The organism is Polaromonas sp. P2_G11 (assembly GCF_056403595.1).
In genome coordinates, this window is the sequence record NZ_JBFUFE010000002.1 from 1 (window position 1) to 21,296 (window position 21,296).

Annotated in this window: 25 protein-coding genes; 14 read left to right on the forward strand and 11 right to left on the reverse strand. The window is 60.9% G+C overall.

Annotated features, from left to right (window positions below; translation table 11 throughout):
• The 7 genes from AC1DWQ_RS06650 to AC1DWQ_RS06680 form a co-directional block, all read left to right on the forward strand.
• On the forward strand, nucleotides 1-205 hold a 205-nt coding region (locus AC1DWQ_RS06650; protein ID WP_477668941.1), incomplete at its 5' end, for a hypothetical protein.
• 84 nt (nucleotides 206-289) lie between these two features.
• Nucleotides 290-613: a hypothetical protein gene (locus AC1DWQ_RS06655; protein ID WP_477668942.1), complete on the forward strand. Its 324-nt coding sequence runs from the start codon at nucleotides 290-292 to the stop codon at nucleotides 611-613.
• Between the two features lie 71 nt (nucleotides 614-684).
• Nucleotides 685-876 carry a hypothetical protein gene (locus AC1DWQ_RS06660; protein WP_477668943.1) on the forward strand — a complete coding sequence of 64 codons (192 nt, stop codon included), beginning with the start codon at nucleotides 685-687 and terminating at the stop codon, nucleotides 874-876.
• Between the two features lie 158 nt (nucleotides 877-1,034).
• Nucleotides 1,035-1,748 carry a hypothetical protein gene (locus tag AC1DWQ_RS06665; protein ID WP_477668944.1) on the forward strand — a complete coding sequence of 238 codons (714 nt, stop codon included), beginning with the start codon at nucleotides 1,035-1,037 and terminating at the stop codon, nucleotides 1,746-1,748.
• 159 nt (nucleotides 1,749-1,907) lie between these two features.
• The gene (locus tag AC1DWQ_RS06670) at nucleotides 1,908-2,450 is read left to right on the forward strand and encodes a class I SAM-dependent methyltransferase (protein ID WP_477669602.1); all 543 of its coding nucleotides are present in this window, start codon (nucleotides 1,908-1,910) and stop codon (nucleotides 2,448-2,450) included.
• A gap of 170 nt (nucleotides 2,451-2,620) precedes the next feature.
• Nucleotides 2,621-2,995, forward strand: coding sequence for a putative quinol monooxygenase (locus tag AC1DWQ_RS06675; RefSeq protein ID WP_477668945.1), 375 nt, complete (start codon nucleotides 2,621-2,623; stop codon nucleotides 2,993-2,995).
• 48 nt (nucleotides 2,996-3,043) lie between these two features.
• A complete protein-coding gene (locus AC1DWQ_RS06680) occupies nucleotides 3,044-3,448 on the forward strand; it encodes a DUF5071 domain-containing protein (RefSeq protein WP_477668946.1) in 405 nt (134 codons plus the stop codon).
• A 170-nt stretch (nucleotides 3,449-3,618) separates the two neighbouring features.
• On the opposite strand, the gene AC1DWQ_RS06685 is transcribed toward AC1DWQ_RS06680, so the two are convergent.
• The 5 genes from AC1DWQ_RS06685 to AC1DWQ_RS06705 form a co-directional block, all read right to left on the reverse strand.
• Nucleotides 3,619-4,539, reverse strand: coding sequence for an RluA family pseudouridine synthase (locus AC1DWQ_RS06685; protein ID WP_477668947.1), 921 nt, complete (start codon nucleotides 4,537-4,539; stop codon nucleotides 3,619-3,621).
• Between the two features lie 18 nt (nucleotides 4,540-4,557).
• Complete coding sequence (trmB, locus tag AC1DWQ_RS06690) at nucleotides 4,558-5,277, reverse strand: tRNA (guanosine(46)-N7)-methyltransferase TrmB (protein ID WP_477668948.1); 720 nt, start codon at nucleotides 5,275-5,277, stop codon at nucleotides 4,558-4,560.
• A gap of 17 nt (nucleotides 5,278-5,294) precedes the next feature.
• On the reverse strand, nucleotides 5,295-6,275 hold the full coding sequence (gene gluQRS / locus AC1DWQ_RS06695; RefSeq protein WP_477668949.1) for a tRNA glutamyl-Q(34) synthetase GluQRS: 981 nt from the start codon (nucleotides 6,273-6,275) through the stop codon (nucleotides 5,295-5,297).
• Nucleotides 6,276-6,405: 130 nt separating this feature from the next.
• Nucleotides 6,406-7,479 (reverse strand): NAD(P)/FAD-dependent oxidoreductase, encoded by a 1,074-nt coding sequence (locus tag AC1DWQ_RS06700; RefSeq protein ID WP_477668950.1) that lies wholly within the window; start codon nucleotides 7,477-7,479, stop codon nucleotides 6,406-6,408.
• 179 nt (nucleotides 7,480-7,658) lie between these two features.
• Nucleotides 7,659-8,606 (reverse strand): LysR family transcriptional regulator, encoded by a 948-nt coding sequence (locus AC1DWQ_RS06705; RefSeq protein WP_477668951.1) that lies wholly within the window; start codon nucleotides 8,604-8,606, stop codon nucleotides 7,659-7,661.
• A 124-nt stretch (nucleotides 8,607-8,730) separates the two neighbouring features.
• Between AC1DWQ_RS06705 and AC1DWQ_RS06710 the strand changes: the two genes are divergently transcribed.
• From AC1DWQ_RS06710 to AC1DWQ_RS06735, 6 genes are all read left to right on the forward strand, one after another.
• A complete protein-coding gene (locus AC1DWQ_RS06710) occupies nucleotides 8,731-9,432 on the forward strand; it encodes a pirin family protein (RefSeq protein ID WP_477668952.1) in 702 nt (233 codons plus the stop codon).
• A gap of 126 nt (nucleotides 9,433-9,558) precedes the next feature.
• Nucleotides 9,559-9,969, forward strand: a complete 411-nt coding sequence (locus AC1DWQ_RS06715) for a DoxX family protein (RefSeq protein ID WP_477668953.1) — start codon at nucleotides 9,559-9,561, stop codon at nucleotides 9,967-9,969.
• A 110-nt stretch (nucleotides 9,970-10,079) separates the two neighbouring features.
• A complete protein-coding gene (locus tag AC1DWQ_RS06720; protein WP_477668954.1) occupies nucleotides 10,080-10,634 on the forward strand; it encodes a flavodoxin family protein in 555 nt (184 codons plus the stop codon).
• Nucleotides 10,635-10,661: 27 nt separating this feature from the next.
• Complete coding sequence (locus AC1DWQ_RS06725; protein ID WP_477668955.1) at nucleotides 10,662-11,069, forward strand: OsmC family protein; 408 nt, start codon at nucleotides 10,662-10,664, stop codon at nucleotides 11,067-11,069.
• Nucleotides 11,066-11,950 (forward strand): pirin family protein, encoded by an 885-nt coding sequence (locus AC1DWQ_RS06730; protein ID WP_477668956.1) that lies wholly within the window; start codon nucleotides 11,066-11,068, stop codon nucleotides 11,948-11,950. The genes AC1DWQ_RS06725 and AC1DWQ_RS06730 overlap by 4 nt, the downstream gene beginning before the upstream one ends.
• A gap of 58 nt (nucleotides 11,951-12,008) precedes the next feature.
• Nucleotides 12,009-12,704 carry a DUF599 domain-containing protein gene (locus tag AC1DWQ_RS06735; protein ID WP_477668957.1) on the forward strand — a complete coding sequence of 232 codons (696 nt, stop codon included), beginning with the start codon at nucleotides 12,009-12,011 and terminating at the stop codon, nucleotides 12,702-12,704.
• Between the two features lies 1 nt (nucleotide 12,705).
• On the opposite strand, the gene egtB is transcribed toward AC1DWQ_RS06735, so the two are convergent.
• Nucleotides 12,706-14,049 carry an ergothioneine biosynthesis protein EgtB gene (gene egtB, locus AC1DWQ_RS06740; protein ID WP_477668958.1) on the reverse strand — a complete coding sequence of 448 codons (1,344 nt, stop codon included), beginning with the start codon at nucleotides 14,047-14,049 and terminating at the stop codon, nucleotides 12,706-12,708.
• Nucleotides 14,050-14,169: 120 nt separating this feature from the next.
• Complete coding sequence (locus AC1DWQ_RS06745; protein ID WP_477668959.1) at nucleotides 14,170-14,976, reverse strand: sulfurtransferase; 807 nt, start codon at nucleotides 14,974-14,976, stop codon at nucleotides 14,170-14,172.
• Nucleotides 14,977-15,062: 86 nt separating this feature from the next.
• On the opposite strand from AC1DWQ_RS06745, the gene dnaE reads away from it, so the two are divergent.
• Nucleotides 15,063-18,545: a DNA polymerase III subunit alpha gene (dnaE, locus tag AC1DWQ_RS06750; RefSeq protein WP_477668960.1), complete on the forward strand. Its 3,483-nt coding sequence runs from the start codon at nucleotides 15,063-15,065 to the stop codon at nucleotides 18,543-18,545.
• 60 nt (nucleotides 18,546-18,605) lie between these two features.
• On the opposite strand, the gene tolA is transcribed toward dnaE, so the two are convergent.
• The 4 genes from tolA to ybgC all read right to left on the reverse strand — a co-directional run bounded on the left by tolA (nucleotide 18,606) and on the right by ybgC (nucleotide 21,203).
• Nucleotides 18,606-19,247, reverse strand: coding sequence for a cell envelope integrity protein TolA (gene tolA / locus AC1DWQ_RS06755; protein ID WP_477668961.1), 642 nt, complete (start codon nucleotides 19,245-19,247; stop codon nucleotides 18,606-18,608).
• Between the two features lie 268 nt (nucleotides 19,248-19,515).
• The gene (locus tag AC1DWQ_RS06760; protein ID WP_477668962.1) at nucleotides 19,516-19,956 is read right to left on the reverse strand and encodes a biopolymer transporter ExbD; all 441 of its coding nucleotides are present in this window, start codon (nucleotides 19,954-19,956) and stop codon (nucleotides 19,516-19,518) included.
• Between the two features lie 106 nt (nucleotides 19,957-20,062).
• Nucleotides 20,063-20,755 carry a protein TolQ gene (gene tolQ, locus AC1DWQ_RS06765; protein ID WP_457280238.1) on the reverse strand — a complete coding sequence of 231 codons (693 nt, stop codon included), beginning with the start codon at nucleotides 20,753-20,755 and terminating at the stop codon, nucleotides 20,063-20,065.
• A 13-nt stretch (nucleotides 20,756-20,768) separates the two neighbouring features.
• A complete protein-coding gene (ybgC, locus tag AC1DWQ_RS06770; RefSeq protein WP_477668963.1) occupies nucleotides 20,769-21,203 on the reverse strand; it encodes a tol-pal system-associated acyl-CoA thioesterase in 435 nt (144 codons plus the stop codon).
• Nucleotides 21,204-21,296 lie beyond the last annotated feature (93 nt).

Consider the following 21,296-nt stretch of genomic DNA (forward strand, 5'->3'; position numbering starts at 1 on the left):
TCGCAAATTCTCAGCACCTGCCGCAGTTGACACTCTTCAATGGAAAAAGGTGCAGCTTTTGGTGGAGCACGGCTTTCTATTTCAGTCGGTTTATGAGCCAACGGAATCAGGCGGGCGGCAGAAGACAAGCTATCCGGAAACATTTGAGCAGGCGAAAGAGTTTGTTGTTGCCTTTAAGTCGCAGGCGGTGAATCGTGCCGCTTAACATTTCGGCCCACGCGGACACTCAGCAGCAGATAGCCGCTGCGCAGCGCTTGCTGCGTGCCGGTGGCCTCCAACGTTAGACCTCATGGACTCCATCGCACATCGACTCACGAAGCTATCGCTCTGGGGCTTGCCGCTTTTATGGCTTGCTCTAGCCGTGTTTGTATGGCTTCGTCACTCATGGCTTGCTGGTGCTTGCTTCGCCATAGCTGGCCTCAGCGGTTTGCTCTGGAACTTATTCTTTTTGCCGGTCGGCGTTGGTCGTCCCGCTGAAATCTGGCGCGCAGTGGTCTTCGTCGAATATGACGAAGCTCCTTTGGGTCACGTTCTTTCGGTATACCTCCCGCTGCTTTCAAAGCTGTCTCTTGTGGCCGCAGTTTCCATGCTTGCTTTCAAGCGTGCGGTTTAATCCATCATTCCAGCGGACCGCCATTGGCGGCCGCTGAATTCAAACGTCAGGTCGCATAAGAGTAGCCACCCATGTCCAAGGCCATTCATTTCATTGGCGCGCTCTTCGCGATGGGGCTTGTCTGGTTTTTTGCCATCGTGGGCTTGGTCGAGTGGCTGGCGCCGGGCATCGTGTCGGGTTATGGCTTTGTCGCAATGCTCGCCACTTGCCTGCTACTTGCCGGATACCCCGCATGGAGGCTCTTTGTCCAGCGACGTCCTTAGCAGGGTTCCGCGGTCTAACGGGTCGCTCGACACGGACACGCCGCGGCAATGCGGAGCGGGCCGTGTGCAGAAGCATGCGTCTGGCGGCGCATTGCCACTGCGTGCCGGCCAACTCCAATGTCAGGTTTCATTAAATTTTTAAACGCTATGCCCACGACATGATCCACTTAACTCGAACAACCATCGCACTATTCTTTATCTCGATTCTTCCATTGCAATTATCTGCAGCAGAGGCGAGTTTGACTCCCGGTGAAAGAGTTATCGCCGTAGCCTCCGTTCAGCCGGTAGAGAAGTTTTCAATTGAAAATGCGCCAAACGGCCTGGATATTATCTTTCCCGGCCCGGCCTTCTTCGTGAAAAAGGGGGTTGAAAAGAATCGAATCAACGAACTTAAGGCGGCGCTGGAAAAGCAGGCCTTCAACGTACAAGAGGAACTTGCATCTGCCACCTTGAGTGCTTTGAAGGAGGCCAACCAAAGCGCCATACCGGGAGATGGAATCAAATATGAAAAGGACGACCCAACTTCGATTGACTACAAAAATAGCGCAATCACCGCGGACAGCATACTGACAGTGACCATATCGAATATGGGACTTTATTCCAGTCGGCTAAAGACGACGTTCGCACCCAGATTGAATATCTCGTTTGAACTCGTAGATATAAAGACAGAAGATTCGATCTATTCGCAGTCCATCAGTTATGGCGCAGACGCCAACAAAAATTCGGATGACGAGATCACCGCCAACGCGAATTACACCTTCGCATCGTTCGAGGATGCCCTCAGTAGAGCGGGGGAGCTGGTTGAGGCGTACCGAGATGGAATCAAGAGGACGGCGCAACTCGCTGCTCAACAAATCAAAAGGGCGCATTAGGCGGCACGACCGGCGGATGTAAGCCAATTGCACTTTTCGCACGCCCATGAAAAACCTACCCCATCATTCCAGCGGACTGCCTGCGTCAACCGTTCACCTCAAACGTTAGGAATCAAGAAACACATGCTCCACGACCCGTGGCTTGGCCGATGGCTTCCGATGCTCCAGGAGTCCGTTGGCTCACAGCCGGTGCTTGAGATCGGCTGTGGAACGGGCGCAGACACGTCCACCTTGGTCGGTGCCGGCCTTTCTGTTCTCGCCTTCGATCTTTCCGCCACCTCTGTCGCCGCTGCGAGGCTCCGGGCACCTCAGGCACGCATCTCATGCCAGGACATCAGGGATCCGTTTCCCCTTCTCCCTGGCGAAGCTGGTGCCGTTGTGGCAAGCCTTACCCTGCACTACTTTCCATGGCAAGAAACCCTGGAACTTGTGAGCCGGATCAGGCAGACGCTCAAGCCGGGTGGGCTGCTCTTGTGCCGGCTGAACTCGGTCCAGGACAAGAACTTTGGAGCCACTGGGCATCCTGCCATTGAGCCCAACTACTACCTTGTTGACGGCCAGGCCAAGAGGTTCTTTGATGCGCAGGGCGTCGACGAACTGTTCGCAACCGGATGGCAGGTCTTGTCCAGGGAACACCAGACGACCAACAAGTACGTTCGCAAGAAAGCGTTGTGGGAAGTCGTGGTCCAACGCGGCGCCTGATCCACCGTTCCAGCGGACCACCTTCGGCGGCCGCTGAACTCAAACCTTAGGCATCGCGAGGGCTCTTCGGCAACTGCAGCGCCTCATCATTGTCTCTCTCGCACCCAGGTGAGTCACTACGCGCAGAATTGGCGCGGGCATATCGCCCGTGAGAACCACAGGAAACATGAATGTTTACGCTTGACACCTGCTGCACCTTGGTGCCGTATTTCGAGGTCCAAGACGGACAACTTGACGCTTTCAAAGCTCTGGCGCAGAAGCTCGTCGCCAAGACGGGCACGGAGCCGGGTTGCCTGCACTACGCCTTCTCTTTCAGCGGCAACGTCGCCCACTGTCGCGAGGGATACGTAGACGCAGCCGCCCTGCTCGCACATCGTGAGAACGTTGCTGAATTGCTTGGCCAAGCGCTGAAGATCGCAAAGATCGTCAGGTTCGAGGTCCACGCGCCAGAAGCGGAGATCGATAAGCTTCGCGGCCCGATGGCATCGCGCAATCCACAGTTCTTCGCGCTCGAAGAAGGCATTCGCCGTAGCAGCGAGGCCTAACCCTTGAATCGAGAGGACCGCCTTCGGCAGCCTATCATCTCAAACGTTATGCGTACTGAACTCGCCGCACTGGTGCCACGTCACAAGAGTGATCTGCAAGTCGCACGTGATGTTGCGGGTCGCAGCTTCGCCGAAGTTGAACCCATTGTTCCCGCACTTCTAGAGTGGACCCAGGACCGCAATTGGCCGGTGGCCACGATCCTCTGTCCGTTCTTTGCGAGCATAGGCGTACCGCTCGTCCCCTACCTGCGTCGAGTCTTCGCCACGGACGACGAAAGCTGGAAGTACGAAGTCATTGTTTCCATCATCCGGCTGTCGTCGGAGTTGTGTTCGGCCTTGTCAAAGGATCTTCGGCGCATGGTTGACAGCCCGACAGCTGCTGAGGAGAAGGAAGAAGTGAATGTCGCGGCGTCGGAAGCATTGGAATCTCTCGCCGGTGATGGCAACGCATAACATGTCAATCGACACGGACCCGCAACGGCAGAAGGCGGCTTCGCCACTTGTGTTGGTGGTCCGATCATTTTTACGTTAGTTCCCACAGAGGGCTAGTGTTTGCGGCTGTGTTTGAGCAGATGCACTGGGTCATGGCCAGCTCGGCTTGGCGGACATATGCCAAGGCCTCATCAAGGCCGCAGGCCCCGCAGCGCCAGCCGGCTTTCAAAGCGTCGTTGCTCGCCTGTTACCGGGTCCGTGAACGCAATGGACTTGGCCAGCAACTGCAGCGGATAGCGATAATCGTCTTCCGGTGTCACTTCGACCGGCGGATACATGCGGTCATTCAGCAGTGGCAGGCCGAGCGCATTCATGTGTACGCGCAGCTGGTGCTTCTTGCCCGTTACGGGGTTGAGGGCATACAGCGCGTGGTCGCCGCGTACCTCGATCACATCGATCTGCGTGTGGCTGTTGGGCTCACCCGTTATTTCACGCTGCCGGAAAAAAGGTTCGTCTTCGACGATGCGGCTTTTGCGTGTGAGGGGAAAGCCAATATCGCCGCGCCATGGCGCCACGGCTTCGTAATGCTTCGTGACCTCATGCCGGCGGAACAATGACTGGTAGGCATCACGCTCCGCCGGGTTGACGGAGAACAGCACCAGGCCTGCGGTTTCACGGTCGATGCGGTGAATCGGCACCAGGCCGTCGATGCCGAGCCGGTTTTTCAGGCGCACCAGCAGGGTCTCCTGCAGGTAGTGGCCGGAGGGCGTCACAGGCAAGAAATGCGGCTTGTCGGCCACGACAAGGTGTTCGTCCTGAAACAGCACGGACTCTTCAAACGGAATGCGGGGTTCTTCGTCCAGTGCGCGGTAGTAGTACACGCGCATGTGGCCACGGTAGGGGCGTTCGGCGGTGACGGCTTCACCGAATTCATCGACCACCAGGCCGTCCTGCATGCGTTGCAACCATACCTCGCGCGAGATGGCCGGAAAGCGTTCAACAAGAAAGTCTGTGATGCTGGGCCAGCTGCCGGCCGGCAGGCCGACGCAACTGGGGCTGATGCCGGCCCGCGTGGCCAAACCATGCAGCCCGAGCTTGGGTGTTTTGCTCACACCCGCGCAGCCGCAAGATCACGCACGCACAAACACGACGTCCCAGACGCCATGCCCCAGCTTGATGCCGCGGTTTTCAAATTTGGTCAATGGGCGGTAGGCTGGCTTGGGGGCATAGCCACCAGCACTGCTGTCTGCCGTATTTTTCAACAGCGGCTCGGCGCCCAGTACTTCCAGGATCTGTTCGGCATAGGGTTGCCAGTCGGTCGCGCAATGCAGGTAGCCGCCGGGCTTGAGGCGGGCCGCGAGTTTGGTGATCAGCGGTGGCTGGATCAGCCGGCGCTTGTTGTGTTTTTTCTTGTGCCAGGGGTCCGGGAAAAAGATGTGCGCGCCGTCGAGGCTGGCGCGGGGGAGCATGTCGTCAATCACTTCGACCGCATCGTGCTGCAGGATGCGGATGTTGGACAGCTTCTGTTCGTCGATGCGTTTGAGCAGGGCGCCCACGCCGGGCGTATGCACTTCGCAGCAAAGGAGGTTCTTTTCGGGCATCAGTGCGGCAATGTGCGCCGTGGCCTCGCCCATGCCAAAACCTATTTCAAGGATCGTGGGAGCGTTGCGCCCAAAGGCCTTTTCAAAATCCAGTGGTGCATCGGCATACGGCAGCAAAAACTTCGGGCCCACATCGGCAAAGGCCTTGGCCTGGCCCGCGGTGGTGCGGCCGGTGCGGCGCACAAAGCTGCGGATGTTGTGGGGAGGATGGGTGTCGGCGGGCGCGCCTTCGGGTGAGGCAGGCGGCACAGGGGGAGAGGTTTGAATCACCCTGTGATTTTAGTCGCCCAGAGCGGCACGGCCAGTTGTAGCCAGGCGGCGGGTGTCGCTGCGTTGGCTATACGCTCAACCTCCAGCCCCAGCGTTTGGCCGGCCTGGACCAGCAGCGCCAGGGGGCGGGCGGTGTCCAGCGGCTGGGCGCCGTTCTGCTTGGACAGTTTTTCGCCGTTCGGGCCCAGCACCAGCGGCGTATGCAGGTAACGCGGCAGCGGCAGGCCGAGTGCGCGCTGCAGCAGGATTTGCCGCGCGGTGTTGTCGGCAAGGTCTTCGCCGCGGACGATGTCGGTGATGCTCTGGGCTGCGTCGTCTACCACCACGGCCAGCTGGTAGGCCCAGAGGCCGTCCGCCCGTTTGAGGACAAAGTCGCCGACCTCACGGCTGACGTTTTGCATCTGTGTGCCCAGGCGGCGGTCATCCCAGCTGATTTCGGCCTGTGCGGCGGCCGCTGGCGTGGCATCAGTTGCTATTAAATTTATAGCTGCTCGCGCAAGTTCTGATTGGGCCAGGGCACTATTTGGCACATAATTTGGCGTCAAAAACCGCCACGCACGTGCAGCACGGCCATGCAGCCCGTTGCGGCAGGTGCCCGGGTACACCAGTTCGCCATGGCGTTCGCGTGGCTGCCCGGACGCGGCCAGCGCCCGCGCAATGTCCTGCCGTGTGCAGGCACAGGAGTAGGCCAGGCCGCGGGTGACCAGTGAATCCAGGGCGTTCTGGTACAGGGCGCCGCGTTGTGACTGGTAAACCGGTGCTTCATCGGGTACCAGGCCGCAACAGGCGAGTTGTTCAAGAATGACGCGATCCGCGCCAGGCACGCAGCGCGGGGTATCGACATCTTCGATGCGTACCAGCCAGCGGCCACGGTGCGCCCGGGCATCCAGCCAGCTGGCCAGGGCCGCTACCAGCGAACCCGCGTGAAGCGGGCCTGTGGGCGAAGGGGAAAATCTACCTTTGTAGCCCGAGGCCATAAGCAGAAGGAACTATGAGAAGGCTAACCTGGCGGCCGCCGCGCCGGGCCGCCCCAAGCAAGGCCAGCCCCTACTTCAGGTGACAGGGGCAGCGAGCCGCCGCAGGCACGCGAAGCGACAAGCGTGGGGGCTAACAAATTTCGAGGGCCATCTCAAGGCCCGAGACAAAGCCGTCTTCGACACGGTGGCCGAGGCACCAGTCGCCGCAGGCGCCAATGCGCGATTTGGCGTCCCAGGCGTGGGTTTTGCCCAGCGGTTGCTGCGTTTGGGCGTGGCGCCAGCGGTGCACCGCCGCGTGTGACGGCTGGGCGCGGATGCCCGTCACTTCTGTGAAGGCCTTCAGCAGCTTGGCCTTGACGCGCTCGGCATCGTCTTCCAGGTGGCGTTCCGACCATTCCGGGCTTGCCTGCACGGTCCAGCGTTCGATCGGGCTGCGCCCAGGCTTGGACGATTCCCGCGCCAGCCAGGCAATGCGGTGGTGCGTGCTGCGCGCTGCATTCCAGTGGGGCCCCAGGTGCGCCATCGTGGGCTGCATCGCCTGCGGAAAGGCCAGCATCAACGTCCAGCAGGGCGCAACGCTAACCTCGGACAGCTCGGCCACCAGGGGCTTGGCCTGTTGTGAACTGAGCAACAGGGCCTGCGCCTGCGAAGACGGCACCGCCAGAATGACGGTATCAAAACCCGAATGGACGCGGCTGTCTGCGCCGGGCCCTTCGGTTTGCAATTGCCACTGGCTGGCGTGCAGCTTGTCGGGTTCGATCCGCATGACTTCAGTTTCCAGCGCTAGCTGGCCGGCAGCATCGAGGGGCTGGGCCCACAGCCGCACCAGTGCGTTCATGCCGGGTGAGGCGACCCAGTGGGCTTCCTTGGGCGGCAGCGCCGAGGCCACGACACGGCCGAGTTCATCGAGGATGCGCACGGTGTTGGCGCTCCAGGGCCGGACCAGCCCGGTAGCGGTGGTCAGGGCTTTTTCAAAGCGCGCGTCCCGCACGGTGAAATATTGCGTGCCGTGGTCAAAACCGCCGAATTCGCTTTCGCGTGTGGCCATCCGGCCGCCGGCGCCCCGGCTTTTTTCAAACACGGTGACGCGGTGCCCGGCCTGCACCAGGGTGCGGGCGCAGGCAATGCCCGCAATGCCTGCGCCTATGACGGCAATGCGGCGCGGAGCCGCGGATTCAGGGGATCGGATGGATTTTTTTGTCATATCTTTGTACTTTGTGCGGTTTGACGAATGGGCGTACTGCGGATCATTCAAGTGATTTGCGGCGTCCCGGCGTATGTCATCACATCTCAACCATAAACGAAAACTTTAAGAACCTGTTTCAAGCACACTCTACACGCAGCCGCAGCGCATGCGCAGATATTGCGTGCCACTACGGGTTTTCATGCAGACTGGTCACGCTCCAGCAGGGCTTTTCGTGTGGCGGGATTTTCCAGTTGCTTCAGCCACCACTGCAGCGCCCGCCCGCCATGGCCGTCCACGACGCGCAGCCACGCATAGCTCATGGGCACGAGGCGTGGGGCTCGCTGCATTTTTTTCTCGACCAGCCTCCCGGTGGCGACATGCGGACGCGCAAGGTATTCAGGCAAAAAGCCGCCGCCCAGTCCCCGCAGTTGGGCCTGCAGTTTTTCCTGCATGCCGGGCACCGTAAAAATGTCCTGGCCGCCGAGCAGGCCCACAGTGATGCCGCTGCCACGCTGCACGGAATCCGCCACGGCCACGGCCCGGTGGGGCATCAGCATCGCATCCGTTATCGGTTCAGCAGCTTTTGCCAGTGGGTGATGGGGCGCCACGGCATAAATGAAATGAATGCTGCCCAGTGTCTTGTGTTGCACCGAGGTATTGACGGATGGTTCCATGGCCACCCCGATGGCCAGGTCTGCCTGGCCGGAGGTAAGCGCTTCCAGCGTGCCCGACAGCGCTTCTTCGCGAATCCGCAGGCGTGTGGGTGGGTTCAGGGCAAAAAAAGCTTCGCACAGTTCCATCACGGTGGTGCGCGAGATCACGCTGTCCACAGCCAGCGTGAGCTGCGGTTCCCAGCCGGTGGCGACGCGCTTGACGCGATTGGCCACGGCGTCGAGTTCGGCCAGCAGGCGGTTGCCTTCACGCAGCAATTCCTTGCCGGCCTCGGTCAGTTTGGCCTGGCGCGAAGAGCGGTCAAACAGCAGCACATCGAGGGCATCTTCCACCTGGCGGATGCGGTAGGTGAGGGCGCTGGGAACCAGGCCCAGCTCGCGTGCCGCAGCCGCCATGCTGCCGGTCCGGTGCACGGCGCCAATCAGGCTGAGGCTCTCCGGGGTCAGGGCGTCGCGAATCCGGTTATTGGTCATTGGGGGAAATATCATTCAAATAATTTGAATGATGCCATCAAAACGCAGCAATGAAAAGTGGGCTGCCCGCGCCTACATTGGAGTCATTGCAACGCAGTTCAACGCACCTTGAAAGGAGCACCTCATGATGACTTTAAGAACATCCGGCGAACGCGGTTACGCCGATCACGGCTGGCTCAAATCTTTTCATTCCTTTTCGTTTGCCGGCTATTACGACCCGGCCCACATGGGTTTTGGCAACCTGCGGGTCATCAATGAAGACCGCATTGCCGCCGGCCGCGGCTTCGGCACCCACGGCCACAAGGACATGGAAATCATCAGCTATGTGCTGAGCGGTGAGTTGGCGCACAAGGACAGCATCGGCAACATCAAGGGCATCCCGCCCGGTGATGTGCAGCGCATGAGCGCGGGCACCGGTGTGCAGCACAGCGAGTTCAACCACGCAGACGGCCAGACCACGCATTTCCTGCAGATCTGGATCGAGCCCAATGTGACCGGCATTCCTCCCAGCTACGAACAAAAAACATTTGCCGATGCTGAAAAGCGCGGCACGTTGCGGCTGGTGGCTTCGCCCGACGGCAGCCAGGGCTCGGTGCTGATCCATGCCAATGCCAGGCTCTATGCAGGCCTCTTCAACGGCGCGGAAACCGCCACGTTGCCGCTCGACGCGAAGCGCAAGACCTATGTGTTCCTGATTCGCGGACAGCTTGAAGTCAACGGCCAGGTGCTGAAGGCCGGCGATGCCGCTGCGCTGCAGGCAGAAGGCACACTGCAACTGGGCCACGGCCAGGACGCCGAGGTGCTGGTGTTTGACCTGGCACCGTAACGCCCGGTCACATGCCGTAACCCATCACCCAGGTCGGGCGCCGAATGCGTACAGCCGCATGGCGCTTGCCCAGAGTGTTTTTTTCCTCCATCATTTCCCCGTTTACTTTATTTATAAGGACTCGTCATGCTCAATTCCCTGCAAAACCCTCTTTCCCTCATCGGCCGCGTGCTGCTGGCTTTGCTATTCGTGCCTGCCGGCTTCAGCAAGATCGCCGGCTTTGCCGGAACGGCCGGCTACATCGCCTCCAAAGGTGTGCCGCTGCCCGAAGTCGCCGCGGCTGCCGCCATTGCGATTGAGCTGGGACTGGGCCTGTTGCTGCTGGTCGGTTTCATGACGCGCTGGGCCGCGCTCGGCATCGCGCTCTTCACCGTGGTGATCACCTTCATCTTCCACAACTACTGGGGCGTGCCCGCCGAGCAAGCCATGATGCAGCAACTGATGTTCTTCAAGAACATCGCCGTGGTCGGCGGCCTGCTCACCGTGGCGGCCTGGGGCGGCGGCGCCTGGAGCCTGGACGCCAAGCTCAAGGGCTGATTCGCCGGCAAGGCTGCAGCAGGGTTCACGCCCGGCTGCGGCTTTTTTTGTTTTGGCGGGTTCCAGATTTCATCCTTCTCCTTTATTCATCTTCCTGCGAAAGACCCGGAATGCCCAAAGTTGTCGTGATTTACCACTCCGGCTACGGCCATACCCAGCGAATGGCGCAGTCAGTCGCCGAGGGCGCGGGCGCTGAACTGGTAGCTATTGATGCCGAAGGCAACCTGCCCGAAGGCGGCTGGGAAACCCTCGATGCCGCCACCGCCATCATCATGGGATCACCCACCTACATGGGCAGCGTCAGCTGGCAGTTCAAGAAGTTTGCCGATGCTTCCTCCAAACCCTGGTACACCCAGGCGTGGAAGGACAAGCTGTTTGCCGGCTTCACCAACAGCGCAGCCATGAGCGGTGACAAGATGTCGACGCTGAATTACCTCTTTACTTTGGCCATGCAGCATGGCGGCATCTGGGTCAGCCAGGGCGTGCTGCCCAGCAACAGCAAGGCGGCGGTGCGCAGCGACACCAACTACCTCGGCTCTTACAGTGGCGCTGTCGCACAATCGCCATCGGATGCAGGTGCCGGCGAAATGAACGCAGGCGACCTGGACAACGCCCGCAACTTCGGACGGCGCGTGGCCGGTATCGCAGCGAGATTCGCTCCCTGATTCTTTTTCTTTTTTACAGGAATTGTCATGACCGTTGAACTCAGGCGCAATCCTCCGGCGGAGCTGGCCCAGCATCTGCAAATTCGCAGCCACGCGCTGATTACCGATGCGTCACTGGCAGAAGGCGGTGACGATGCCGGCCCCTCGCCCCATGACCTCTATGACGCGGCGCTCGGCGCCTGCAAGGCTGTTACCGTGATGTGGTACGCCCGCAAGAAGGGCATTCCCGTCGACGAGATAAAGACGCGGGTTGAACGGGACGACTCTCAGGAGCGCGCCGGCGTTTACAAGCTTGCCACCAAACTCCAGATCAAGGGCGCCCTGACGGATGCCCAGTTGCAGGAATTGCACACCGTTGCCCAGAAATGCCCGGTGCACAAACTCATGAGCACCGTCACGACGGAAATCACGACGGACGTGGAACGGCTGACATGAGCGCTGCACTGAAACTGACCGGGCATCACAAGGACCTGGGCGGCGGCTTCATGGTGCGCCGCCTGCTACCTTCTGCGCAGCAGCAATCGGTTGGCCCTTTCATTTTCTTTGACCACTTCGGCCCGGTGACTGAACACCCCGGTACCAGCCATGACGTGCGGCCGCATCCGCATATCGGCCTGGCCACCGTGACCTATCTGTTCGAAGGCGCCATGATGCACCGCGACAGCATCGGCTCTGCCCAGCGCATAGAACCCGGTGCCATCAACTGGATGACGGCAGGGCGGGGCATTGTGCATTCGGAGCGCGCGCCCGACGACCTGCGTGGTACTGCATATGTAAACCACGGCTTGCAGCTGTGGGCTGCCTTGCCCGCAGAGTTTGAAGAAACAGCACCCGGTTTTTCACACACGCCTGCGGACAGCATCCCAGAGGTGTCCGTGGACGGCGCGGTGGTGCGTGTCCTGGTCGGTGAGGCATTCGGAAAAGCCTCACCCGTCAAGACTTTCTCAAAAACACTCTACCTGGATGTGGCGCTCGCGGCGGGCACGCCTTTCACGTTGCCGCCACTGGCAGCGCAGATGGCGCTGTATGCGGTGGACGCCGACCTGCTGCTGGACGGCGAGCCGCTGGCGATGCACACGCTGGCGACCCTTTTACCCGGCACAGCAGTACAGCTCAGCGCAAACACCCCGGCGCGCCTGGTGGTGATCGGTGGCGACGCACTGGATGCGCACCGCTTCATGTGGTGGAACTTTGTTTCCAGCCGCAAGGAACGCATCGTGCAGGCCGGTGAGGACTGGGCCGCCCAGGCCATGGGGCAGGTGCCCGGGGAGACCGAATTCATCCCGTTGCCCGAGCGGAAGTTCACCGCGGGCTGAGGCCCGGCAAGTCAGGCAAAAGCTTTTTGAGGGAAAGCCCAGCGTTTAAGATCACGCGATGCAAATTTTCAGCCTGCTTCCCTGGTCCGACTGGATGGCCATCGCCTGGTTCTTTGGCGGCTGGATGGGCTATGCCTGGTTTGCCCGGCACTATGGGGTCAAGCGGCCTTCGCTGCTGCGCACCACCAACCGTTACCGGCACCATTGGCTGATACAGGCCACCTCGCGCGACCCGCGCGTGATCGACGGCATCATCACGCAGAACCTCTCCAGCACGCCGGCTTTTTTCTCGTCCACCACGATCATCATCATCGGCGGGTTGTTCGCGCTGCTGGGCACCACCGACAAAGCGGCCGAGCTGGTGCGCGAAATCCCGTTTGCCGTGCGCACCTCGGTGCTGATTTTTGACCTCAAGGTGCTGCTGATGGTGGCGGTGTTTGTCTACGCGTTTTTCCGCTTCAGCTGGTCCATGCGCCAGTACACCTTTGTCGCCCTGCTGATTGGCTCCATGCCGTCACCGCAGGAGTTTGAGGTGGGGAAGTTCGACCGTGAAGCGTTTGCCACACGCGCCAGCCGCATGGTGAGCCTGGCGGCGGAAACTTTTAACGACGGGCTCCGGGCCTACTACTTCAGCTTCGGCATCATGGCCTGGTTTTTTTCCACCTTTGCGTTTGCGCTGGCCACCGCCGTGGTGGTGCTGATTTTGTACAACCGCGAGTTCAACTCGGACGTGCTGGACGTGTTGCGCGAATAGTTCAGAGCCGGCCGTCGGGCAGGTCACGCGCCAGGCGCAGGCCGCTGAACTGCCAGCGGGCATCGGGCGGGAAAAAGTTGCGGTAGCTGGCGCGTATGTGGCTTTGTGGTGTGGCGCACGAGCCGCCGCGCAGCACAAACTGGTTGCACATGAACTTGCCGTTGTATTCACCCACCAGGCCTTCCCAGGGCTTGTAGCCGGGGTAGGGGTTGTAGTTGGACTGCGTCCATTCCCAGACGTCGCCGTACATCTGGGCCGGCAGGCCGTGGCTTTCCTCCTGCTGCGGCAGGGGGTGGTATGCCGCCTTTTCCACAAAGTTTCCCTGCGGCACGGGGCTGGCCACCACGCTGCGCGCTGCCAGCTCCCATTCAAACTCTGTCGGCAGGCGTGCACCGGCCCAGCGCGCAAAGGCATCGGCTTCGAAGTAGCTGAGGTGGCAGGCCGGCGTGTTCGGGTCTACATCAATCAGCCCTTGCAGCGTGAAGTGCTGGTAACTCCCTTCGCTGCCCTGCCAGTAAAAGGGCAGGCTAACGCCGTTCTCAGTCACCCAATCCCAGCCCATGGAAAGCCACAACTCCGGGCGCTGATAGCCCCTGTCGGCGATGAAGGCCATGAACTCGCCGTTGGTGGCGGGCCGGCTGGCCAGCTCGAAGGCCGCCACATAAACTTTGTGGCGGGGCGTTTCGTTGTCGAAGGCAAACCCACCGTCGCGTCCCGCGTCAAAGCCGTGTTCCACCAGACCCGCGTCGTGGCGCATCCAGTTCACCGGCTGTGGGTGTATGCCCGCCAGCGGCCAGCGGCTGGCATAGGCCGGGCGCGCGGGGTTGAAAGACAGTGCATGCTTGATGTCCGTCAGCAGCAGTTCCTGGTGCTGTTGCTCGTGGTGCAGGCCCAAGGTGACCAGTTCGGCCAACTCTTTGTGCTGCGCGGTGTCATTACCGGCCTCTACCTGCGCAATCACTTCCAGCATGCGCTGGTCGACCTGGGCACGGTAGGCCAGCACTTCGTCGAGGGAGGGCCGGCTGATCAGCCCGCGTTTGGGCCGTGGGTATTTGTCGCCCACACCGTTGTAGTAGCTGTTGAACAGCACCCTGAAGCCTGAATCAAACGGCTTGAAACCGGATTCAAAACGCTCGAGGATAAAAGTCTCGAAGAACCAGGTCAGGTGAGCCAGGTGCCATTTGGCAGGGCTGGCGTCCGGCATGGACTGGAGCTGGCAGTCCTCGGGGCTCAGGGGCTCGATCAGGGCTTCGGTCTGCGCCCTGATGGCCATAAAGCGCATGGCCAGCGGAGACTGCCGCGCCTGAAGCGTGTGGGAGCGGGAGAGTGATGGTTCTGTAGGCATGATGGCTACCGTGTGGATGGGCGCGACAGAAGGCTGACCCATGACATGCACAAAAGGGAAACGGTGAAGTTCGGTGTGATAGCAATGAGCGGCTTAAAAGCTTTGCACGGCACCCGGCCTTCAGCTGTCAGACAAGGCCTCGAATGCAGTGGGGATGGCCGTGGGAACGGGCCTTGAAAGCGGCTTGGCCACGGGATTGACCTGAGGTTTCAGTTCAGGGTCCAGGGCGCGCCGCTCGTCAAACACAAAACATTCACCGTCAAAATGCGCGCGTCCGCTTTCCTCAAAATACTTGAGGATGCCACCCTCGAGCTGCCAGACGTTTTCCACCCCGGCTTCGCGCATGAAGATGGCTGCCTTTTCGCAGCGAATGCCGCCGGTGCAGAAGCTCACGACGGTCTTGCCCGCAAGCTCCTGCCGGTTTGCCACCAGGGCCTGGGGAAATTCCGTGAACTTGCTGATGCGCCAGTCAATGGCGTTTTTGAAGGTGCCGACATCGGCCTCAAAGTCATTGCGGGTGTCCAGCGTCACCACCGGTCGGCCCGTGTCGTCGCAGCCTGTGTCAAGCCAGCGTTTGAGCGTGGCGGCATCCACGGCCGGCGCGCGCCCGGCGGCTGGCTGGATGGCGGGGTGGTTCATGCGGATGATTTCCGGCTTGACCTTGACCAGCAGCTTGCGAAACGGCTGGGCACTTGACCAGCTTTCCTTGGCTTGCAGGTCGCTGAAGCGGGCATCCTGTTTCAGCCATGCCAAAAAATCATGAATATCTGCCGCCGTGCCCGCCAGGAAGAGGTTGATTCCTTCTTCTGCCAGCAGTACCGTGCCTTTGATCGCGCGTTGTTGGAGCGCCTGTTCGATGCTGCCCTGCAGCATCGCAGGGTGCGCCAGCGTGACGAATTTATAGGCCGCAATGTTCAGGATTTGCATGATCCGGTTGATTGTAGGCAGGCATGCAGGGCCTTGCACTGCGTCACGGCGCCTCAGCGGACAGCCTCGGCCCTAAAATGACCTTTATGTTTGTTCATTTGCGCCTTCACACCGAATTTTCAGTCGTCGACGGCACCAACCGCATCGATGAAGTCGTGGCCGCTGCGGCTGCTGACCACCAGCCGGCCCTGGCCATCACGGACCTCAGCAATCTGTTCGGAACCGTCAAGTTTTACAAGGAAACCCGGGGTGCTGGTGTCAAACCCCTGATTGGTGCCGATGTATGGGTGCAGGTGCCGGGCAAGGACGCCGGGGCGCCGGCCGCGCGCCTCCTGCTGCTGGTGCAAAACCGCCAGGGCTACCTGAACCTGTCCGAGATCCTGACGCGGGCCTGGACCAAAAACGTGGTGCGCGACCAGGCGGTGGTGAAGCTTGAGTGGCTGCAGGAACTCAATGAAGGCCTGATTGCGCTGTCGGGCGCGCAGGGCGGCGCTGTGGGCCAGGCGCTGCTGCAGGGCGACAGCGCGCGCGCCGTGGAATGTGCGCTGTACTTTGCGGGCCTCTTCCCGCACCGTTTTTACCTCGAACTGCAACGCGCCCAGCGTCCCGATGACGAACGTCATGTGGCGGCCGCCGTCCAGCTGGCGGCACGGCTCAAGCTGCCGGTGGTGGCGACCCATCCGGTGCAGTTCCTGACCTACGACGATTACGAGGCGCATGAGGCCCGTGTGTGTATTTCGGAAGGCGAAATCCTGGGCAATACGCGCCGCGTGCGCAAGTTCACGCGGGAGCAGTACTTCAAGTCGACCGCGCAGATGGCGGCGCTTTTTGCCGATGTGCCCACCGCGCTGGCCAACACTGTGGAAATTGCCCGGCGCTGCAACCTCACGCTGGAGCTGGGAAAACCCATGCTGCCCGACTATCCCACGCCGGAAGTCAATGGCGTGCGCATGCCGATCAACGAATACTTCCGCCACGCGTCGTTTGAAGGGCTGGAGGAACGCCTGGCTCACCTGTACCGCGACGTGGCCGTGCGCGAGCAGAAGCGGCCATCCTATGTGGAGCGCCTGGAGTTCGAGATCAACACCATCCTCAAGATGGGTTTCCCAGGCTACTTCCTGATTGTGGGTGATTTCATCAACTGGGCCAAGAACAACGGCTGCCCGGTGGGCCCGGGCCGAGGCTCCGGCGCCGGTTCGCTGGTGGCGTATTCGCTCAAGATCACCGACCTGGACCCGCTGCAGTACAACCTGCTGTTCGAGCGATTCCTGAACCCGGAACGGGTTTCCATGCCCGACTTCGACATCGATTTTTGCCAGAGCAACCGCGACCGCGTGATCGATTATGTGAAAGACAAATACGGCAAGGAAGCCGTGAGCCAGATCGTGACCTTCGGCACCATGGCCGCGCGCGCCGCCATCCGCGACGTGGGCCGCGTGCTCGACTTCCCGTATGGCTTTTGCGACGGCATTTCCAAGCTGATTCCGAACAAGCCGGGCCAGCACATCACGATTGAACAGGCAAAGGAGCAGGAGCCCATCCTGGCCGAGCGCGAGCGCAAGGAAGAGGATGTACAAACCCTGCTGGCGCTCGCGCAAAAGCTCGAGGGCCTGACCCGCAATGTCGGCATGCATGCTGGGGGCGTGCTGATCGCGCCCAGCAAGCTGACCGATTTTTGCCCGCTCTATGCCCAGCCTGGCAGCGATTCCGCCGTGAGCCAGTTCGACAAGGACGACGTGGAAGCGATCGGCCTGGTCAAGTTCGACTTTTTGGGCCTGGCCACGCTGACCATCCTGGAAATCGCCCGGGAGTTCATCATCGCGCGCCACCCGGCGCAAAAGGACTTCAAGTTCGAGGACCTTCCGCTGAATGACCGGAAGGTCTACGAGCTGTTCGGCCGGGGCCAGACCGAAGCCGTGTTCCAGTTTGAAAGTATCGGCATGCAGCGCATGCTGAAAGACGCGAAGCCGGACCGCCTCGAAGACCTGATTGCGATGAACGCGCTCTACCGGCCGGGGCCGATGGAGCTGATCCCGACTTACATCGCGCGCAAGCAGGGCAAGGAAGTGCCCGAATACCCGGACCCACGCGTCAAGGCCATCCTCGAAGAAACCTACGGCATCATGGTCTACCAGGAGCAGGTGATGCAGACCGCGCAGATCCTGGGCGGCTACTCGCTGGGCGGCGCCGACTTGCTGCGCCGCGCCATGGGCAAGAAGAAAAAAGAGGAAATGGACGCCCAGCGCGAGATCTTCCGCAAGGGCGCGGGCGAGGGCGGTCTCAGCGAAGAGAAAGCCGACGAGGTTTTCGACCTGATGGAAAAATTCGCGGGCTACGGCTTCAACAAGTCGCACTCCGCCGCCTACGCGCTGCTGGCGTACCACACAGCCTGGCTGAAGGTGCACTACACCGCCGAATTCTTCGCCGCCAACATGACGGTGGAAATGGACGACACCGACAAGCTCAAGATCCTGTTCGGTGACGCGCAGAAGATGGGCATCCAGTTCGAGTCGCCCGACATCAACCGCGGCGACTACCGCTTCGAGCCGATCAGTGCCACATCGGTGCGTTACGGCCTGGGCGCCGTCAAGGGCACGGGCCAGCAGGCGATTGCCGCCATCGTGGCGGCGCGCAAGGAAGGCGGCCCCTTTACCTCGCTCTACGACTTTTGCGTGCGCGTGGACCGCAGCCGGCTCAACAAGCGAACGGTGGAAGCCCTCATCAAGGGCGGAGCTTTTGACAACCTGCAACTCAACCGTGCGTCGCTGCTGGCGTCGGTGGACCGCGCCTTTGAATTCGCCGCCGCGACCGAAGCCAACGCCAACCAGGGCGGGCTGTTCGACATGTCCGACTCGCACGCGGCCAGCACCCAGGAGCCGGCGCTGGTCGAGGCCATGCCTTTCGGTGTGAAGGCGCGGCTGGTACTGGAAAAAACGGCGATCGGGTTTTACCTCTCAGGGCACCTGTTTGACGAGGTCGAAACCGAAGTGCGCCAGTTCGCCAAACGCAAGATCGAGGACCTGATCGATTCGCGCGAACCTCAGCTTCTGGCTGCCATTCTGAGCGACCTGCGCGTTATCAACGGCAACCGCGGCAAGCTGATCATTTTCAAGCTCGACGACAAGACCGACGTGCTTGAAGCCTCGGTGGACGAAACGACCTTCAACGCCAACCGCAACCTGCTCAAGGACGACGAACTGGTGATCGTGCAGGGCACGCTGCAGGGCGCGTCGGAGCGCTTCGGCCGCCGCTTCAAGGTCACGCAGGTCTGGGACCTGGAAACTGCCCGCTGCAAATTTGGCAAGTACCTGCGAGTGGCGGTCAATGGCACCACGCCGGATATTTCACGGCTGGTCAGGGACTTCCCGCCGCGCCGCGAGATGTCAGACCAGGGAGAGCTAAGCCGCGGCTTGCCGGTGCGCTTGAGCCTCAGGCGCCAAGGCGAGGCGGGCGGCGTGGCAGCGGAGCTTCATCTGGGGGAGGCAGCCAAATTCTTCCCGACCGATGCCGCACTGGCCAGCTGGATGGCGCAGGCCGACAAGGGGCTGGTGCAGATTGTTTATGAGTGAAACAGGCCTCTAGGCCAATAGAGACGAGCGCAAGCAGCTATAAAAAAGGTAGCGCTTGGCTTAGTCCTTGGGTCCGAATTCAACGGGAAAGTCTGTAATCACCTTGCCGTTTTCGTCTGGAGGAATGCGTTCTGCCTTCTCTACAGCCCGGAGAACGGCCTCGTCCCAAGCTTGCACTCCACTGGATTTGCTCAGCTTTGAACTCATGATAAGTCCTGTGGAAGAGACTTTCACCTGGACGATAGCTTTCGGGTTTCCCTGAATACTTTCAGGATTTGCAAAGGTGATGTTGCGCTTGAACAAAGCGGCCAATCGTCCTTTGTAATTTGCCGATGGACCGCTGGCCTTTTGAGCCGTACCAGTGGCCTCGGCGCCGCCGGTGGCGCCGGCCTGGCCCATCATCCGTTTGAGGTTTTCGTCACGCAGCTTTTTCGCCGCAGCGTCAGCCAGCTTTTGCTTCTCGTCGTCTTTCGCGTCCTGCTTCTTCGCTTCGGCCTTTTTGGCGTCTTCGGCGGCTTTGCGCTTGGCCTGCTCTTCTTTGGCCTTCAGTTCTTTTTCTTTCTTTGCCAACTGCTCAGCCTTGAGCTTTTCCTGTTTCAGTTTCTGCTGGTTCTCGGCTTCTTTTTGCTGCTGCAGCAGCTTGCGCTTTTTCTCCTGCTCCAGCGCGATGTCGACATTGGGCGCTGGCGGCGGTGTCTTCACTTCCGGTGTTGGGGGCGCGGGTGGAGGCGGTGGTGGGGTGGGGGCTTCCACCAGCCTGGGCGCCGCCGCCTGCGGCACGCTGGACCAGATTTCGGCATCGAACGACACGGCCTTGTCGCTGTGCTTCCAGTTGATGCCCCAGGTCAGCGCGGCCATCAGCAGGATGTGGGCAAGCAGGGCCAGCCCGAATGCGCGCAACGACCCGCTGTCGCGGGGCGGTCCGAATTCGAGGCGGTCTGCGGCGCTGGGCATGGCGGGTTGCGGGCGGCTACTTGTTGCCGGTTTGCACGGAAAGGCCTACGCGCGACACCCCGGCTTTTTGCAGATTGTCCATGACCTGGACCACGGTTTCGTACTTGATCGATTTGTCGGCGCTGATGACCACGGGCACAGCTTCGGCGCCGACGGCTTTCACGGCCGGCTCCAGCCGGGCGATGTCAGCTGCGACGTTGCGCACGTTGCTGGGCACGCTGTCGGTCTTGATCTTGATCTGCACGGTTTCATCCTTGCTGATCAGGATCTGCACCGGATTTTGCGGCTGGCTGGGCGCCTTGCCGACCTTGGGCAGCGCGATCATGCTGGGCGTGATCAGCGGCGCGGTCACCATGAAGATGATGAGCAGCACCAGCATGACGTCGATGAACGGCACCATGTTGATCTCGCTGATGGTGCGCCGGTTGCGGCCGCGGCGGGAATTGACTGCTGGCATGGCGGTCTCCTAGACGGACGGCCGCAGCGAAGGGCCGCCCCGAGCAAGGCCAGCCCCTTTGGGGGGCAGCGTATTACACGAAGTGAAAAGCGTGGGGGCCAACATTTCAGTGGCCGGAGGGTGATTGGGCGCCCAGATTGCGCTGCAGGATGTTGGAAAACTCTTCGATGAAGGTTTCGAGCCGGTTGGCAACGCGGTCGATGTCATGCGAGAAGCGGTTGTAGGCCACCACGGCCGGAATGGCGGCGAACAGGCCGATGGCGGTGGCGACCAGCGCCTCGGCAATGCCCGGTGCCACCGTGGCCAGCGTGACCTGTTCCAGGGCCGCCAGGCCGGTGAAGGCGTGCATGATGCCCCAGACCGTGCCGAACAGGCCGACGTAAGGCGAGACGGAGCCAACGGTGGCAAGGAAGGAGAGATTGGCTTCGATCGCGTCCACCTCACGCTGGTAGCTTGCGCGCATGGCGCGGCGCGCGCCGTCCAGCAGGGTACCGGCGTCGGTGATGCGGCGCTCGCGCAGCTTCTGGTATTCACGCATGCCGCTGGCAAAAATGCGTTCCATGGGGCCGGAGTGCTTGGCGTTTTGCGCAGCACCGGCGAAAAGGTCGTTGAGGCTCGTACCCGACCAGAATTCGCGGTCGAATTCATCATTGAGCTTTTGCACTTTTTTCAGGGCAATGATCTTCCTGAAGATGGCGGCCCAGCTGGCAATGGACACGCCCACCAGCAGCGCCACCACGGCCTGAACGACCCAGCTGGCATTGAGGATGAGGCTGACGATGGAGAGGTCTTGATTCATGTTGAAGCTTTGCTCAAGTTTTTAGGCTGTCAAGAATGGCAGCAGGAATCCGCCTGGGCTGCAGGCTGGCGGCGTCGACCCAGCCAATCCGTATGGTTCCTTCACAGAGCAGGACGGGTGGCAGTCCCTCTTCTTGCTCTGTTTTTAATAGCACCTGCTGCCCGATTATCATGGACGCGCGGCCTGCTTCGACCAGGCTTGCCGTAACAATGAGTTCATCGTCCAGGCGGGCAGAGCGATGGTAGCGGATGCTGGTTTCTGCCACCACAAATATGCCACCGGTACTTTCCCTCAGGCGCTGTTGTTCAACACCGAGTGATCTGAGCCATTCAGTGCGCGAACGTTCAAAAAATTTCAGGTAGTTCGCGTAAAAAACAATGCCGCCGGCGTCGGTGTCTTCCCAATACACCCTCACGGGCCAACTGAATGTGGCCCCCACGCTTTTCACTTCGTGTAATGCGCTGCCCCCCGAGGGGGCCGCTGCGCCTGCGGTCTGGCGAAGCCAGTCCCGCGGCCCCTGCTTGAAAGGACTTCCGCCTAC

Excerpts from the sequence above, each read along its gene's own strand:
- AC1DWQ_RS06655 (WP_477668942.1), top strand. The coding sequence starts at position 290 with ATGGACTCCATCGCACATCGACTCACGAAGCTATCGCTCTGGGGCTTG.
- AC1DWQ_RS06660 (WP_477668943.1), top strand. The coding sequence starts at position 685 with ATGTCCAAGGCCATTCATTTCATTGGCGCGCTCTTCGCGATGGGGCTT.
- AC1DWQ_RS06665 (WP_477668944.1), top strand. The coding sequence starts at position 1,035 with ATGATCCACTTAACTCGAACAACCATCGCACTATTCTTTATCTCGATT.
- AC1DWQ_RS06670 (WP_477669602.1), top strand. The coding sequence starts at position 1,908 with ATGCTCCAGGAGTCCGTTGGCTCACAGCCGGTGCTTGAGATCGGCTGT.
- AC1DWQ_RS06675 (WP_477668945.1), top strand. The coding sequence starts at position 2,621 with ATGTTTACGCTTGACACCTGCTGCACCTTGGTGCCGTATTTCGAGGTC.
- AC1DWQ_RS06680 (WP_477668946.1), top strand. The coding sequence starts at position 3,044 with ATGCGTACTGAACTCGCCGCACTGGTGCCACGTCACAAGAGTGATCTG.
- gluQRS (WP_477668949.1), bottom strand. The coding sequence starts at position 6,275 with ATGGCCTCGGGCTACAAAGGTAGATTTTCCCCTTCGCCCACAGGCCCG.
- AC1DWQ_RS06700 (WP_477668950.1), bottom strand. The coding sequence starts at position 7,479 with ATGACAAAAAAATCCATCCGATCCCCTGAATCCGCGGCTCCGCGCCGC.
- AC1DWQ_RS06705 (WP_477668951.1), bottom strand. The coding sequence starts at position 8,606 with ATGACCAATAACCGGATTCGCGACGCCCTGACCCCGGAGAGCCTCAGC.
- AC1DWQ_RS06710 (WP_477668952.1), top strand. The coding sequence starts at position 8,731 with ATGATGACTTTAAGAACATCCGGCGAACGCGGTTACGCCGATCACGGC.
- AC1DWQ_RS06715 (WP_477668953.1), top strand. The coding sequence starts at position 9,559 with ATGCTCAATTCCCTGCAAAACCCTCTTTCCCTCATCGGCCGCGTGCTG.
- AC1DWQ_RS06720 (WP_477668954.1), top strand. The coding sequence starts at position 10,080 with ATGCCCAAAGTTGTCGTGATTTACCACTCCGGCTACGGCCATACCCAG.
- AC1DWQ_RS06725 (WP_477668955.1), top strand. The coding sequence starts at position 10,662 with ATGACCGTTGAACTCAGGCGCAATCCTCCGGCGGAGCTGGCCCAGCAT.
- AC1DWQ_RS06730 (WP_477668956.1), top strand. The coding sequence starts at position 11,066 with ATGAGCGCTGCACTGAAACTGACCGGGCATCACAAGGACCTGGGCGGC.
- AC1DWQ_RS06735 (WP_477668957.1), top strand. The coding sequence starts at position 12,009 with ATGCAAATTTTCAGCCTGCTTCCCTGGTCCGACTGGATGGCCATCGCC.
- egtB (WP_477668958.1), bottom strand. The coding sequence starts at position 14,049 with ATGCCTACAGAACCATCACTCTCCCGCTCCCACACGCTTCAGGCGCGG.
- AC1DWQ_RS06745 (WP_477668959.1), bottom strand. The coding sequence starts at position 14,976 with ATGCAAATCCTGAACATTGCGGCCTATAAATTCGTCACGCTGGCGCAC.
- dnaE (WP_477668960.1), top strand. The coding sequence starts at position 15,063 with ATGTTTGTTCATTTGCGCCTTCACACCGAATTTTCAGTCGTCGACGGC.
- AC1DWQ_RS06760 (WP_477668962.1), bottom strand. The coding sequence starts at position 19,956 with ATGCCAGCAGTCAATTCCCGCCGCGGCCGCAACCGGCGCACCATCAGC.
- tolQ (WP_457280238.1), bottom strand. The coding sequence starts at position 20,755 with ATGAATCAAGACCTCTCCATCGTCAGCCTCATCCTCAATGCCAGCTGG.